The sequence below is a fragment of the Geodermatophilus sp. SYSU D01106 genome (genome assembly GCF_054049995.1).
Genome location: NZ_JBJGYM010000002.1, coordinates 248,592 through 262,350 on the forward strand (window position 1 = coordinate 248,592; position 13,759 = coordinate 262,350).

The 13,759-nt window shown below is 77.4% G+C and carries 13 protein-coding genes; 3 read left to right on the forward strand and 10 right to left on the reverse strand.

The genetic code is table 11. The features are described from left to right. Positions 1–35 precede the first annotated feature (35 nt). Positions 36–296 carry a 30S ribosomal protein S20 gene (gene rpsT, locus ACI78R_RS03475; protein ID WP_073419169.1) on the forward strand — a complete coding sequence of 87 codons (261 nt, stop codon included), beginning with the start codon at positions 36–38 and terminating at the stop codon, positions 294–296. A gap of 125 nt (positions 297–421) precedes the next feature. Here the strand turns inward: rpsT and holA are convergent, their stop codons facing one another. From holA to ACI78R_RS03525, 10 genes are all read right to left on the reverse strand, one after another. Then, positions 422–1,426, reverse strand: coding sequence for a DNA polymerase III subunit delta (gene holA / locus ACI78R_RS03480; RefSeq protein WP_073419168.1), 1,005 nt, complete (start codon positions 1,424–1,426; stop codon positions 422–424). Next, positions 1,374–3,860, reverse strand: a complete 2,487-nt coding sequence (locus tag ACI78R_RS03485) for a ComEC/Rec2 family competence protein (RefSeq protein ID WP_457039684.1) — start codon at positions 3,858–3,860, stop codon at positions 1,374–1,376. The genes holA and ACI78R_RS03485 overlap by 53 nt, the downstream gene beginning before the upstream one ends. Next, entirely contained in the window at positions 3,857–4,759 is a 903-nt protein-coding gene (locus ACI78R_RS03490) for a ComEA family DNA-binding protein (protein WP_457039685.1), read from the reverse strand. The genes ACI78R_RS03485 and ACI78R_RS03490 overlap by 4 nt, the downstream gene beginning before the upstream one ends. Positions 4,760–4,893: 134 nt before the next feature. Further along, positions 4,894–5,802, reverse strand: coding sequence for a DegV family protein (locus ACI78R_RS03495; RefSeq protein ID WP_073419166.1), 909 nt, complete (start codon positions 5,800–5,802; stop codon positions 4,894–4,896). Between the two features lie 71 nt (positions 5,803–5,873). After that, positions 5,874–6,608 (reverse strand): histidine phosphatase family protein, encoded by a 735-nt coding sequence (locus ACI78R_RS03500; protein ID WP_457039686.1) that lies wholly within the window; start codon positions 6,606–6,608, stop codon positions 5,874–5,876. 16 nt (positions 6,609–6,624) lie between these two features. Further along, positions 6,625–7,266, reverse strand: coding sequence for a ribosome silencing factor (gene rsfS, locus ACI78R_RS03505; RefSeq protein ID WP_457039687.1), 642 nt, complete (start codon positions 7,264–7,266; stop codon positions 6,625–6,627). Continuing rightward, positions 7,263–7,946, reverse strand: coding sequence for a nicotinate-nucleotide adenylyltransferase (nadD, locus tag ACI78R_RS03510; protein WP_454555892.1), 684 nt, complete (start codon positions 7,944–7,946; stop codon positions 7,263–7,265). Before nadD ends, rsfS begins: the two co-directional genes overlap by 4 nt. 335 nt (positions 7,947–8,281) lie before the next feature. Further along, positions 8,282–9,748 (reverse strand): vWA domain-containing protein, encoded by a 1,467-nt coding sequence (locus ACI78R_RS03515; protein ID WP_457039688.1) that lies wholly within the window; start codon positions 9,746–9,748, stop codon positions 8,282–8,284. Beyond that, a complete protein-coding gene (locus tag ACI78R_RS03520; protein WP_073419163.1) occupies positions 9,748–10,635 on the reverse strand; it encodes an AAA family ATPase in 888 nt (295 codons plus the stop codon). Before ACI78R_RS03520 ends, ACI78R_RS03515 begins: the two co-directional genes overlap by 1 nt. 22 nt (positions 10,636–10,657) lie before the next feature. After that, positions 10,658–11,911 carry a glutamate-5-semialdehyde dehydrogenase gene (locus tag ACI78R_RS03525; RefSeq protein ID WP_457039689.1) on the reverse strand — a complete coding sequence of 418 codons (1,254 nt, stop codon included), beginning with the start codon at positions 11,909–11,911 and terminating at the stop codon, positions 10,658–10,660. A gap of 63 nt (positions 11,912–11,974) precedes the next feature. On the opposite strand from ACI78R_RS03525, the gene ACI78R_RS03530 reads away from it, so the two are divergent. Together ACI78R_RS03530 and ACI78R_RS03535 are read left to right on the forward strand one after the other, a co-directional pair. Continuing rightward, positions 11,975–12,955, forward strand: a complete 981-nt coding sequence (locus ACI78R_RS03530) for a metal ABC transporter substrate-binding protein (protein WP_457039690.1) — start codon at positions 11,975–11,977, stop codon at positions 12,953–12,955. Then, complete coding sequence (locus ACI78R_RS03535) at positions 12,952–13,758, forward strand: metal ABC transporter ATP-binding protein (RefSeq protein WP_454554518.1); 807 nt, start codon at positions 12,952–12,954, stop codon at positions 13,756–13,758. Before ACI78R_RS03530 ends, ACI78R_RS03535 begins: the two co-directional genes overlap by 4 nt. Position 13,759 lies beyond the last annotated feature (1 nt).

Sequence of the window (13,759 nt, forward strand, 5' to 3'; positions counted from 1 at the left end):
CAGACTCCCTTCCTGCGAGACACCGAGGCTCACGCGTGGCGAACATCAAGTCCCAGATCAAGCGGAACAAGACGAACGAGAAGGCGCGGCAGCGCAACGTCGCCGTCAAGTCCGCCCTGAAGACGGCCGTCCGCCGCTTCCGCGAGGCCGCCGCCGCCGGCGACACCGAGGCCGCGACGACCGCCCTGCAGAAGGCCGGCAAGGCCCTCGACAAGGCCGCCAGCAAGGGCATCATCCACAAGAACCAGGCCGCCAACCGCAAGTCGGGCATGGCCAAGCAGCTGACCAGCCTCTGAGCTGCGTCCCAGCGCTCCTGCGACGAGCCCCGTCCCCGTGAGGGACGGGGCTCGTCGCGTTCCGGGGCCCTCCGGCTCGGAACGGCGCGTCCGGGCGGCCCGGCGGTCCCGGGCGGCCCGCGACGTCAGCGCAGGCTGCGGGCCCGGGCGTCGCGGCCGGTGGTGGCGCGGATGTCGACGATCCGGCGGATCGCCCGCTCCAGGGCGTAGTCGGCGCTCGCGGCGACGCCCTTCACGTCGGCGTTGAGCTCGGCGGCCACGCCGATGGCCTGCTGCAGCCCGTCGATGCTCCAGCCGCGCGCCTGCGTCTGGGCCTTCTTGACCTTCCACGGCGGCAGCTTCAGCGCGCGGGCCAGGTCGCCGGTGTTGGCGGTGTTCAGCGAGGTCACCCGGGCCGCGGTGCGGATGCCGTCGGCGATCGCGTCGGCGATGAGCACGTGCGCGACGCCGCGGTCGAGCGCCCAGCGCAGCATCTCCAGCGAACCCGTGCGGTCACCCACCAGCACCCGCTCGGCGACGGTGAACCCGGTGACCTCGGCCTGGCCCCGGTGGAACCGGGCGACGGCGTCGGCGTCGATGGTGCCGCCGAAGTCGGCCACGAGCTGGGTGGCCGCCGACGACAGCGCCCGCAGGTCACCGCCGACCGCGTCGACCAGCGCGCCGATCGCGTCCGGGGTGATCCGGCCGCCGGCCGACCGCACCTCGTTGCGCACGAACGCCGCGCGGTCGCCCGGGGAGGAGATCTTGGCGCACTCGTCGACGGCCCCGCCGGCGGCGGTGAGCGTCTTGATGAGGGCCTCGTTGCGCTTGCCGCCGTGGTGGACGACCACCAGCGTCAGCTCCGGGTCGGGGTCCTTGCAGTAGGCGGTCAGCGCGTCGACCAGGGCGCCGGCCGCCTCCTGCACGCCCGACACGACGACGAGGCGGTGCTCGCCGAACAGGGAGGGCGCCAGCACGTCTGCCAGCTGACCGACGGGCAGGCCCAGGGCAGTCAGCTCGTGCAGCTCCGCCTGCGGGTGGCGCTCGAGGACGGCGGCGCGCACGGCGGCCACGGCGCGGGAGCGCAGCAGTTCCTCCTCACCGACGACGGCCCGCAGGCGGGAGGTCGGTGCCGGGGGTGCCGCTGCCACGTCCCGATGGTGTCACGCGCTGCCGACGGGACCGGCGCTCCGGCAGTGCGTGCCGGGGAGCGCCCCCGCCGGGCCCGCTGCCGGCGCTCTCGGCCGCCACGGCGCCGGCACCCGGGGCACCGCGCGCCGCGACGCCCCACTCCCCCGCCGAGCCGACCACCGCGAGGTCGCCCTCCCGGTCGGTGCGGTGCACCTGCATGCCGGCGCGGGACAGCCAGGTCAGCAGCCGCGGCGCCGGGTGCCCGTAGGTGTTGTCCGCGCCGACGCTGACCAGTGCCACCCGGGCGCCCGATGCCGCGAGGAACGCCGGGTCGGCGTCGGCGCTGCCGTGGTGCGGCACCTTGAGGACGTCGGCGCGCAGGTCGACCCCGCGGGCGAGCACCCGCGCCTCGGCCGCCGCGCTCAGGTCGCCGGTGAGCAGCACCCGGACCCCGCGCACGGTGACCCGGACGACCAGCGACAGGTCGTTGGGCTCGGCGGCCGCCGTCGCGATCTCCGGCGGCGGGGCGAGGACCTCCAGCGTCGCGCCGCCCACGGTGCGCACGTCGCCGGGCGCGAGCACCTCGCGGCGCGCGCCGGCCCGGGTGGTGAGCGCGTCGAGGGCGGGCAGGCGGTCGTCGGCCGGGGACAGCGCGCCGGTGGCGACGGTGCCGACCTCCCGGCCCGTGAGCGCGCCGGCCAGCCCGCCGGCGTGGTCGGCGTCGAGGTGGGACAGCAGGACCAGCGGCAGCGCGTCGATGCCCAGCCGGTCGAGGCAGCGGTCGATCGGCCCGACCTCGGGGCCGGCGTCGACGAGCACGCCCTCCCCCGGCCCGGTGGGCACCACCAGGCCGTCGCCCTGGCCGACGTCGCAGGCGACGAGGACGGCGTCGTCCGGCGGCCAGCCGTCGGCCGCCTGCCGCAGCGGCCAGCCGAGCAGCACCAGGCCCACGACGGCGGCGAGGGCCAGGGCGCGCAGCCGCCCGAACCGCCACATCAGCAGGCCGGCGGCGAGCAGCAGGGCGGTGAGCAGCAGCGCGCCGCGGGTGCCGGCGGGCCAGCCGACCGCCCCGTCGGGGAGGCCCGCCACGACCCGGGCCACGGCGACCAGCCACCGCACGGGCCAGCCGGCGAGCCAGGTCAGCGCGTCGCCCAGCGGCGGCACGACGGCGCCGGCGAGGGCCGCCAGCAGGCCGAGGACGGTGGCCGGCGGCACCGCGGGCGCGGCCAGCAGGTTGGCCGGCAGCGAGACCGGGCTGACCAGGCCCGAGAGGCCGGCGACCAGTGGTGCGGTGGCCAGCCCCGCGGCCGCCGAGACGGCGACGGCGTCAGCGACCGGCCCCGGCCAGCCGCGGTCGCGCAGCCGGCGGGACCAGCCCGGCGCGAGCAGCACGATGGCCGCGGTGGCGCCGACCGACAGCGCGAAGCCGGCGTCGCGGGCCAGTCCGGGGTCGAGGAGCAGCAGGACGGTCACCGCGGCCGCCAGCGCGGGCACCGCCACCCGCGACCGCCCCGACGCGAGCGCCAGCAGCCCGACCCCGCCCATCGCCGCGGCCCGCACGACGCTCGCGCTCGGCCGGGCGAGGACGACGAAGCCGGCGAGGGCGACCAGCGCCACTCCCGCCTGCACGCGCCGGTCGACCGCCCGGCGGCGCAACGGCGCCAGCACGCCGGCCAGCACGATCGCCACGTTCGCGCCGGAGACCGCGGTCAGGTGGGACAGGCCCGCGCGGCGGAAGTCCTCCGCGAGGACCGGGTCCATCGCCCGCGTGTCCCCCACGACCAGGCCGGGCAGCAGCCCCGCCGCGGGATCGCCGAGCACCCGCGCCGCCGAGGCGGCCAGGCCGTCGCGCAGCCCGCCGGCCAGTGCCTGGAACCCCGGCACCGCACCGACGGCCTCCGGCGGGCCCCGCGCCGACAACCGGGCGACCACGCCCTCGGCCGGTGCGGCGGCGGTGACCGCGGCGCGGGCGCGCACCTGCTGGCCGGGCAGCAGGCCCGTCCAGCCCTCCACCGGCGCGAAGACGACCACGTCCGCGGTCAGGTGCACCCGGCGGCCCGCGTGGTCGAGGACGAGGACCGTGGCGTCGAGCGCGAGCCGCGGTGTGGTGGCCGCACCGATGAGCCGCGGGTCGCCGTCCACCTCCAGGACCAGCGCCACCGGGCCTGCGCCGGCGACGTCGAGGAGCGGCGAGGCGGCCCGCGCGGCACCCCGGACCGCAGCCGCACCGGCCGTCGTGGCGACCGCGGCGAGGACGGCCAGCGCCACCAGGACCCGCGGCCGGTCGCGGGCGCGGAGCAGGACGGCGGCGGTGAGGACCGCGCCGGCCGCAACCAGCGCCGGGACGAGCGGCGGCAGCGGTCCGGCGGCCAGCGTCACGGCCCACACGGCGACGGCCACCGGCACGAGCCGGAGGTCCACCCACGTCCAGCGGCCCTCCGGCGCGCGGCTCACACCCGCACCCGGTCGGCGAGGTCGGCGTAGATCGACGGGCCGATGCCCGGGACGTCGTCGAGCTGCTCGACGCTGGTGAACCGGCCGGCGCTCTGCCGGTGGTCGACGATCCGCTGCGCCAGGACCGGGCCGATGCCCGGCAGCGCGTCCAGGTCGGCCACGGTGGCGGTGTTGAGGTCGACGGGCCCGGCGGTCGCGGCACCTCCGGCCGGCGCGGCCGCCGGTGCGGCGCCGGGCACGCCGACGGCCACCTGCTCGCCGTCGGCGACCACCGCGGCGAGGTTCACCGACGCTGGGTCGGCCTCCGGCAGCAGTCCGCCCGCCGCGGCGACCGCGTCGGCGACGCGCGAGCCCTGCGGCAGCGTGACCAGGCCGGGGCGCACCACGAGACCCACGACCGAGACGACGACGCTGAGCTGCGCATCGGCGGGCTGGGCGTCGGCGGGCTGGACGTCGGCGGCCACCCCTCCCGGCGGGTCGGCGGGCGGTGGCGACGCCGAGGCCGGGGCGGGAGCCGGCGGGGCCATCTCGACGGCGGGCCGGTCGAGCCAGGTCCAGCCCGCGAGCAGCAGCGCGGCCAGCAGCCCGGCGGCCCACAGCGCCCGGCTGCCCCGCCGGCCGGGGTCGACGCGGACCGTCCGCGCCGGCGCGCGGTGGCGGCCGAGCCCGGGAGGGAGCCCGTCGGAGAGGTCGTCGCCGGGTGCGGCAGGGGCGTCCCGTCCGGCGTCCCGCCCGGCGTCCTCCTCCGGCTCCTCGCCCCAACGGTCCTCGTCGGGGACGTCGTGGTCCGGGGGGTCGTCCTCGGGCAGCCAGCCCGACCGCCGGCCCTCCGCCAGCAGCACCCGCAGCCGGGCACGGATGACGTCGGCATCGTCGTCGCGGCGGGAGGTCAGGCGCACACGGCGGACGCTAGGCAGCTCCACCGGTCACCACGCCGGTCGCGGCGGGGCTGTGGACGGCGACCGCGCCTGTGGACGCGCGGAGCCGTCCGAGGGGTCCCCGGGTGCAGCCTGCGCCCGTGCCCGCCTCCTGCTCAGCCCTCCCCGGGGTCCTCCGCGGTGCCCTCCGGGGTGTCCTCCGGCTCCTCCGGCGCCACCTCGGCCGGCGCCACGACGACGCCCACCGCGCCGGGGCCCACGTGCGCGCCGATCACCGCGCCGAGCTCGCTGACGTGCATCTCGCGGATCCCGGGGAGGGCCTCCCGCAGCTGCGCGGCGAGCTTCTCCGCGCGGTCGGCCGCGGCCAGGTGGTGCACGGCGACCGACGCGCCCGCCCCGCCGGCCGCCTCGACGGCGCGCTGCACGAGGCGGGTCATCGCCCGCCCGGTCGTGCGCACCCGCTCCAGCGGCACCACCGTGCCGTCGACGACGTGCAGGAGCGGCTTGATCGACAGCGCCGTCCCGAGCAGCGAGGCGGCGGGCCCGATGCGGCCGCCGCGGCGCAGGTGCTCGAGGGTGTCGACGACGAACAGCGTGCGGGTGCGGGCGGCGGTGCCGTTGGCGACCGCGGCCACCTCCTGCGCGGTGGCGCCCTCGGCGGCCGCCCGCGCGGCCGCGAGGACGGCGAAGCCGGTGCCCATGGCGGTGGAGCGGGTGTCGACGACGGTCACCACGTGCTCACCGACCTGCCCGGCGGCCAGTCGCGCGGCGTCCCAGGTGCCGGAGAGGTCGGCGGACAGGTGGACCGACACCACGCGGTCGGCGCCCTCGGCCAGCCGTCGGCGGTAGGCGGCGACGAAGTCGCCGGGCGTGGGCCGCGACGTGGAGACCCGCTGCCCGCGGGTGCCGAGAGCCCGGGCGACGTCCTCCGGTGTGATCTCCTCGCCCTCGCGCCCCGACCGGCCGGCCAGGACGACGTAGCAGGGCACCACCTCGATGCCGTACCGGGCGACGACGTCCGGGGGCAGGTAGGCCGTGGAGTCGGTGACCACGGCGACGGACACCAGGCGAGGCTAGACCGCGCGCCGGCGGTGGCGTGTCGCGGAGGGAGCCGGCGGGCGTCCGGCGGGTGTCCTCAGGACAGCGCGTCGGCGTCCGAGGCGGGCGGTGGGGCGCCCTCGGGGGTGGCGCCGTCGGCGGGCCGGGCGACCCGGCCGTCGCCCTCGGCCGCGGGGACGGCGGCCACCGTGCTGTTGTGCCGCATCAGCCGCCAGCGGTCGCCCTGCCGCGCGACCTCGCTCCAGCCGCAGTTCGACAGCGGGCCGAACACCCGCCGGTGCTCGGGGCCCAGGCCCAGCAGCGCCTCGATCAGCCGCCCGGCCGTGCCGCCGTGGGTGACGACGACGGCGACGTCGACGGGCGGGAGGTCCACGAGCGCGGCCAGCGCCCGGGCGACGACCGCCGCGTTCTCCTCGCCGCCGCGGCCGTGCACCGGCCGGCCGGCGAGCCAGTCGGCGAACTGCTCGGGGTACCGCTGCTCGACCTCGCCGCGGGTCAGGCCCTCCCAGCAGCCGAGCCCGTGCTCGCGCAGCCGCTCGTCGATCCGCAGGTCCACACCGAGGAGGTCGGTGAGGGCCAGCGCGGTGTCGGCGGCGCGCACGAGGTCGCTGGAGACGACGACGGACGACCCGGTGCGCAGTCCGCCCGCCGCGAGGTGCGGCGCGGTGCGGGCGGCCTGGGCGCGGCCCTCGGCGTCGAGCGGCGGGTCCATCTGGCCCTGGAAGCGGCCGGTGGCGTTCCACTCCGTCCGGCCGTGCCGCCAGACGAGCAGGCGCGGGACGGGCAGGGGCGGCAGCTCGGGCAGGCTCATCGGGGATGTGCGGCCGTCAGCGGCCGGACGCCCCCGGCTCACCGCTCGCGTCCCCGGTCGCGCCGTCCCCGCCGGTCCCCCCGTCGAGCAGCGGGTCGGCCTCGAGCAGGTCGTCGTCGAGGAGGTCCTCGTCGGTCGCGCCGCCCGCGTCGGCCTGCTCGGCGTCCGGGTCGGGCGCGAGCAGCACGGGCGAGGCGCCGGCCGGGTCGACGTCGTCCCCGGAGACCACACCGCCGGAGACCGCACCGTCAGCGACGGCACGGTCTCCGGCCGGGCCGGTGCCGCCGTCGGCGGGCAGCGCCCGGTCGACGAAGGGGATCGTCGGGCAGTCCTTCCACAGGCGCTCGAGCGCGTAGTAGGCCCGCTCCTCGGTGTGCTGGACGTGCACGACGACGTCGACGAAGTCCAGCAGCACCCAGCGCGCCTCGGCGACGCCCTCGCGGCGCACCGGCTTCACGCCGTGGCGGCGCAGCCGCTCCTCGACCTCGTCGACGATCGACTGCACCTGGCGCTCGTTGGGCGCGGAGGCGAGCACGAAGGCGTCGGTGATGGCGAGCCGGTCGCTGACGTCGACGATCGAGACGTCGGTGGCGAGCTTGTCGGCGGCGGCCTGGGCCGCGAGCAGTGCGGTCTCCCGCGCCTCGGCGGAGGCGGTCATCGGGGCATCTCCCGGAGGTGTTCGGTGGGTGGGTCGGCGGGGCCGGCGGCGGGCCGGCCCGTGCGCGGGGCGCCGGGGCGGCGGGCGGTCTGCCCGGTCCGGTACAGCCCGCGCTTCTCGATGTACTGCACGACCCCGTCGGGCACGAGGTACCAGACCGGCATCCCGCGGGCGACGCGGTCGCGGCAGTCGGTGGAGCTGATGGCCAGGGCCGGGATCTCGACCAGGCTCACCGCGCCCTCGGGCAGGTGGCCGTCGGCGAGCGCGTACCCGGGGCGGGTGACCCCGACGAAGTGCGCCAGCCGGAGGAAGCGGTCGCTGTCGCGCCAGCTGAGGATCTGGGCGAGCGCGTCGGCGCCGGTGATGAAGAACAGCTCGGCGTCGGGGCGCTGGGCGTGCAGGTCGGAGAGGGTGTCGATCGTGTACGTCGGCCCCTCGCGGTCGACGTCGACCCGGCTGACGGAGAACCGCGGGTTGGAGGCGGTGGCGATGACGGTCATGAGGTAGCGGTCCTCGGCGGGGCTGACCTCGCGCTCGGTCTTCTGCCAGGGCTGGCCGGTCGGCACGAAGACGACCTCGTCGAGACCGAACAGACCGGCGACCTCGCTGGCGGCGACCAGGTGGCCGTGGTGGACGGGGTCGAACGTCCCGCCCATCACGCCGATCCGCGTCCCAGCCACCGATCGAGCCTAGCCGGGCGGGGCGATGCGGGCCGGACCGGTCCGGCCCCGGTGGAACGGGCGGTGGACGGCTCCCGGTCCGGACGGCCGGGCGCGGTCGTCGCCGCACCCGGCCGCCGGGACCGGGGTCCGGTCACGACCGGCACCCCCGTGCCGTCGGTCGCTCCCCCGGGCTCCGCCGCCGAGGCGGAGGAGCCGGGGTGGCGCCGGACCGGACCCGGCACCGCGCTGACCAACGGAACGAGCGGGATCCGGTTACGGCTGCGGCGCGGATCCACCGTCCCGGGCGTGTCGGGCACGCGTGCCGCCACGGAGCGCACCGCGGCAGTCACGGGTCAGAGGGTGGTGACGAAGTCGGCGAGCTGGGTGGCGTTGCGGCACTCGACCATGTCGATGACCTCGCCGTAGCGGTCGGCCGCCGAGTCGCCGCTCCCCCACAGCCGCCGCGGCTCCGGGTTGAGCCAGTGCGCCGAGCGGGCACGGCGCACCAGGTCGGCGAGCACCGGCAGCCCCGGCTGGCGGTAGTTGGTCCGCCCGTCGCCGAGCACGAGCAGCGACGTCTTCGGCCCGACGGCGGTGGGCCAGCGGTCGGCGAACACCTCGAGGGCGTTGCCGTAGTCGCTGTGCCCGTCGAAGGCCACCACGTCGGCCTCCCGGCCGATCCGGGCGATCGCCTGGGCGACGTCGGCGCCGGGCCGGAAGAAGCGGGTCACCTCGTCGGTGGCGTCGACGAACGCGAACGCCCGCACGCCGGAGAAGTGCTCGCGCAGCGCCTGGGTGAGCATCAGCGTGAAGTGGCTGAACCCGGCGACCGAGCCGCTGACGTCGCACAGCACGACCAGCTCCGGCTTGTGCACCTTGCGCGGCCGGTGGTGGGTGACCACCGGGACGCCGCCGGTGCCGAGCGAGGCGCGCACGGTCTTGCGGAAGTCCAGCCGGCCCTCGCGGCCCATCCGCCGCCGCGCCGACAGCCGCACCGCCAGCCGGCGGGCCAGCGGGGCCACCGCCCGCCGCAGCTCGGCGAGGTCGGCCTGCTGCGCGCGCAGGAAGTCGACCTGCTCGGCCAGCGGCCGCACCGCGCTCTTCGCCACGCGGTCCCGGCCGCGCTCGGCCGCCGCCCGCCGCCGCACCTCGGCGTCCACGGCCGCCCGGAACGCGGCCAGCCGCTCGCGCACCGTCTGCCGCGCCACCTGCTCGGCCAGGCCGCCACGGCCGCCGTCCCCGAGGAGCCCGGCGAGCAGCTGGGCGACCAGGGTGTCGGGCGAGAGCGCCCGCATCACCCGGTACCCGAAGAACGACTGCCCCGACGGCGACGCCGGCGCCCGGCCGAGCTGCTCCACGGCCTTGCGGGCGAAGCGGCGCAGCGCCTCGTCGTCGCCGTCGGCGAGCAGGCGGGCGAGCTCGGCGCGCATCCGCTCGGCGAGGTCGCGCTCGTCGCCGTCGCCGTGCCCGTCGGGCAGGTCGAGCGTCGAGCCGTCGTCGGCGTCCTCGTCCGCATCCCCGCCGTCGGAGTCCCCGTCGGCGTCGGGGCCGGACGCGGGGCGGTCGGACAGCGGCCACCACAGGTCGAACAGCACGTCGTAGGCCGGCCGCTGCGATGCCCGCTGCAGCAGCACCGCCGCCAGGCCGTGCCGCAGCTGCTCGCGCTCGAGCAGGTCGACGACGGTGAGGATCTCGGCGGCGTCGACGGCCTGGCTGATGCCGACCGGGATGCCGGCCTCGCGCACCGCGCGCACGAACCCGTCGAGGTGCCCGGCCAGACCGCCCGCGGCGACCGGGCCGGGAGCCGCCGGCGCGCTCATCAGTTGAGCCGCAGCTCGGCGGCGGCCCGGTCCTGGTCGCTGGCGTGCTTGAGCACCACGCCGAGCGTCGCGCGCACCGCCGTCTCGTCGAGGGTGTCCAGGCCCAGCTCCAGCAGCGTCTGCGCCCAGTCGAGGGTCTCGGAGATCGACGGCGACTTCTTCAGCTCCATCGCCCGCAGCGCCCGGATGGTGCGCACGAGCTGCTCGGCCAGCGCCGGCGCGAGGTCGGGCACCCGGGAGAGCACGATCTCCCGCTCCCGCTCGGCCGACGGGTAGTCCAGCGACAGGTACAGGCAGCGCCGCTTGAGCGCCTCGGACAGCTCACGCGTGGCGTTGGAGGTGAGCACCACCGTGGGCCGGCGGGTGGCGGCGACCGTGCCGAGCTCGGGGATGGTCACCTGGAAGTCGCTGAGCACCTCCAGCAGCAGGCCCTCGACCTCGACGTCGGCCTTGTCGGTCTCGTCGATGAGCAGCACGGTGGGCTCGGTGCGCCGGATCGCGGTGAGCAGCGGCCGCGACAGCAGGAACTCCTCGCCGAAGATGTCGTCGTGGACGGTGTCCCAGTCCGCGCCGCCGTCCCCCTGCGCCGCCTGGATGCGCAGCAGCTGCTTCTTGTAGTTCCACTCGTACAGCGCCCGCGCCTCGTCGAGGCCCTCGTAGCACTGCAGCCGGATCAGCTCCGCGCTCGTCGCCGCCGCCAGCGCCTTGGCGAGCTCGGTCTTGCCGGTGCCGGCCGGTCCCTCGACCAGCAGCGGCTTGCCCAGCCGGTCGGCGAGGAAGACCGTCGTCGCGATCCGCTCGTCGGGCAGGTACCCCGCCGTGGACAGCCGCTTCTCGACGTCGGCGACGGAGGAGAACTGCGGCAACTGCGTCGGCGGGCGGGGCATCGGACTCCTCAGGGGTGCGGGATCAGCGCGTGTGGCCGTTCCCGGTGACGACGTAGGTGGTGCTGGTCAGCTCGGGCAGACCCAGCGGCCCGCGCGCGTGCAGCTTCTGGGTGGAGATGCCGATCTCGGCGCCGAACCCGAACTCGCCGCCGTCGGTGAACCGGGTGGAGGCGTTGACCAGGACGGCGGCCGCGTCGACCCCGGCGGTGAACGCGGCGATGGCGGTCGCGGAGTCGGCGACGATCGCCTCGCTGTGCCCGCTCCCCCACCGCGCGATGTGGTCGAGGGCCTGCGGCAGGTCGTCGACCACCCGCACGGCCATGTCCATCGACAGGTACTCGGTGGCCCAGTCCTCGTCGGTGGCCGGGACGACGGCGTCGTGCGCGGCGCGGGCGGCGTCGTCGCCGTGCAGCGTCACGCCGGCGTCGGCGAGGGCGCTGAGCAGCCGCGGCAGGAACGGCGCGTCGCGGTGCACGAGCAGCGTCTCCGCGGAGTTGCACACGCTGACCCGGTGCGTCTTGGAGTTGAGCACGACCGCCTCGGCCGTGGCGGCGTCGGCGGAGGCGTCGACGTAGACGTGGCAGTTGCCGACGCCGGTCTCGATGACCGGCACCTGCGCCTCGCGGACCACCCGCTGGATGAGCGAGGCCCCGCCGCGCGGGATGACGAGGTCGACCAGCCCGCGCGCGGAGAGCAGCTCGCCCACCGAGGCGCGGTCGGCCGGCAGCAGCTCGACGGCGCCCTCCGGCAGCCCGGCCTTCTGCCCCGCCTCGGACAGGACGGCGACCAGCGCGGTGTTCGTGCCGAACGCCGACGCCGAGCCGCGCAGCAGCGCCGCGTTGCCGCTCTTCAGGCACAGGCCCGCGGCGTCGACGGTCACGTTGGGCCGCGCCTCGTAGACGATCCCGATCACGCCGAAGGGCACCCGGACCTGGCGCAGCTCGAGCCCGTTGGGCAGCCGGGACCCGCGGACGACGTCGCCCACCGGGTCGGGCAGCGCGACCAGCTCGCGCAGCGCCGCGGCCACCCCGGCGACCCGGCCGGCGTCGAGGCGCAGCCGGTCGAGCACCGACGCCGGCGTGCCGTCGGCGGCCGCGGCCTCGACGTCGCTCGCGTTGGCGGCGAGCACCTCGTCGGTGCGCTCGACCAGCGCGTCGGCCATCGCGGACAGCGCGGCGTCCTTGACGTCGGTCGGCAGGGTGCGCAGCACCCGGGAGGCGGCGCGGGCGCGCGTGACGGCGGCCCCGATCAGCGGCAGCTCGACGGCGTCGGACACCCCCTCACGCTACCCGGCGCCCCTCCCGGCCGGGCGTGTCGCCGATGTGTGAGAATGGTTCTCATGCCCACGATCTCGACGCGCGTGCTCGCCGCGACCGCCGCCTCGGCCACCGCCCTCCTGCTGACCGCCTGCGGGTCCGGCGACGACGCGGCCGCGGCGTCCGACGGCGTCGGCGTCGTGGCGGCCTTCTACCCGCTGCAGTGGGCGGCCGAGCGGGTCGGCGGCGACCGCGTCGACGTCACCTCGCTCACCCCGCCGGGTGCCGAGCCGCACGACCTCGAGCTGACCCCGCGCGACGTCGCCTCCCTCACCGAGGCCGACCTCGTCGTCTACCTCCAGGGCTTCCAGCCGGCGCTCGACGACGCCGCGGCCGAGGCCGGCGACAACACCTGGGACGCCGGCCAGGCAGCCGACCTCTCGCTGACGACCGAGGAGCACTCGCACGAGGGCGAGAGCGAGGAGGAGCACGCCGAGCACGCCGAGGAGGGCGGCGAGGAGGAGCACGCCGAGGGCGAGGAGGTCACCGACCCCCACTTCTGGCTCGACCCGACCCGGCTGGCCGACGTCGGCGACGCGCTGGCCGAGCGGCTGGCCGAGACCGACCCCGACGGCGCCGCCACCTACGAGGAGAACGCCGCCGCGCTGCGCACCGACCTCGAGGCCCTCGACGCCGAGATGCAGGAGGGGCTGGCCGACTGCGCGGTGAGCACCCTGGTCACCTCCCACGACGCCTTCGGCTACCTCGCCGACCGGTACGGTCTGGAGGTGGTCGGCATCAGCGGCCTGAGCCCCTCGACGGAGCCCAGCCCCGGGCAGCTCGCCGAGATCTCCACCCTGGTGCGCGAGACCGGCGTGACCACCGTCTACACCGAGACCCTCGTCGACCCCGCCGTCGCCGAGACCGTCGCGCAGGAGGCCGGCGTGGAGACCGCCGTGCTCGACCCGCTCGAGGGCCTCACCGACGAGTCGGCCGGTTCGGACTACCTCGAGGTCATGCGCGCCGACCTGGCCACGCTGCAGGAGGGACAGGGCTGCGCATGAGCGACCCCGCGCTACGCCTCGCCGGCGCCACCATCGGGTACGGCGACGTCGCGATCGTCCGTGACGCCGACCTGACCGTGCGGCGCGGCGAGGCCGTCGCGGTGCTCGGCTCCAACGGGTCGGGCAAGACCACGCTCTCCCGCGGGGTGCTCGGCCTGGCCACGGTGCTCGGCGGCACCGTGGAGGTGCTCGGCGCCCCGGTCGGCCGGCTGCGCGAGCGCGGCCGGGTCGGGTACGTGCCGCAGCGCCACACGGTCAGCGGCGCGATGCCGGCGACCGTCCGCGAGGTCGTCACCGTCGGCCGGCTGCCTCGTCTGGGGCTGTTCCGCCGGCCCGGTCCGCGCGACCGCGCCGCCGTCGCCGAGGCCGTGGCCGCCGTGGGCCTGGCCGACCGGCTCGAGGACCCGGTGGCCTCGCTGTCCGGCGGGCAGCAGCGGCGGGTGCTCGTGGCCCGGGCGCTGGCCGCGGAGCCCGAGCTGCTGATCATGGACGAGCCGACCGCCGGCGTGGACGCGGCCAGCCAGGCGGCGCTGGCCGGCGTGCTCGCCCGGGTGTCCGCGGGCGGCACGACACTGGTGGTCGTGACCCACGAGACCGGCCCGCTGGCGGGGGTGCTCACCCGCGCGGTCGTCGTCGACTCGGGGCTGCTGACCTACGACGGGCCGCTGGCCGGCGCGGGCGCCCCGGCCGGGCCCGACTGCCACCACCCCGCGGAGGCCGCCGGGCGGCCGGCCCGCGGCTACTCGCTCGACCAGCCGCGCCCGGCGCCCGACGCCGTCCGGGTGCGCGACGGGAGCCGCTGAC

Coding starts and splice junctions, on each gene's coding strand:
- ACI78R_RS03535 (WP_454554518.1), top strand. CDS start 12,952: ATGAGCGACCCCGCGCTACGCCTCGCCGGCGCCACCATCGGGTACGGC.
- ACI78R_RS03520 (WP_073419163.1), bottom strand. CDS start 10,635: ATGCCCCGCCCGCCGACGCAGTTGCCGCAGTTCTCCTCCGTCGCCGAC.
- ACI78R_RS03530 (WP_457039690.1), top strand. CDS start 11,975: ATGCCCACGATCTCGACGCGCGTGCTCGCCGCGACCGCCGCCTCGGCC.
- ACI78R_RS03500 (WP_457039686.1), bottom strand. CDS start 6,608: ATGAGCCTGCCCGAGCTGCCGCCCCTGCCCGTCCCGCGCCTGCTCGTC.
- ACI78R_RS03515 (WP_457039688.1), bottom strand. CDS start 9,748: ATGAGCGCGCCGGCGGCTCCCGGCCCGGTCGCCGCGGGCGGTCTGGCC.
- rsfS (WP_457039687.1), bottom strand. CDS start 7,266: ATGACCGCCTCCGCCGAGGCGCGGGAGACCGCACTGCTCGCGGCCCAG.